We start from the raw sequence: 242 nt of genomic DNA, 5'->3' as shown, positions 1-242 counted from the left end.
GCCGAACCGTCTGAGACAACGCTGCAGCATGCTGGTATTCTGCTCTTGTCCCCGAGCTCGCAGATGACGATATTCTTGGCGCAACTCTTGGATTTCGAAATGCGCTGTCCGCATGGACTTGAAAAAATCCGTATTCCAGGCCCGATCATGAGGCCACTCTCCACGATCCAGAAGCTCTTCGCAGCGGCTGACGATCATCTCGAAGGAGGCAGCGGGTTTGGAGAAGAAGTAGCTGTCGATGA

At 54.1% G+C, this 242-nt stretch carries 1 protein-coding gene; it reads right to left on the bottom strand.

The genetic code is table 11. The annotated features are described in order from the left end of the window. The coding region (locus Q5L94_RS14075) for a hypothetical protein (protein WP_317498970.1) at positions 1–242 on the bottom strand (242 nt) is incomplete at both ends.

Source organism: Idiomarina sp. Sol25 (genome assembly GCF_033052775.1).
Taxonomy (GTDB): domain Bacteria; phylum Pseudomonadota; class Gammaproteobacteria; order Enterobacterales; family Alteromonadaceae; genus Idiomarina.
This window is presented reverse-complemented; position numbering and strand designations above follow the sequence as displayed.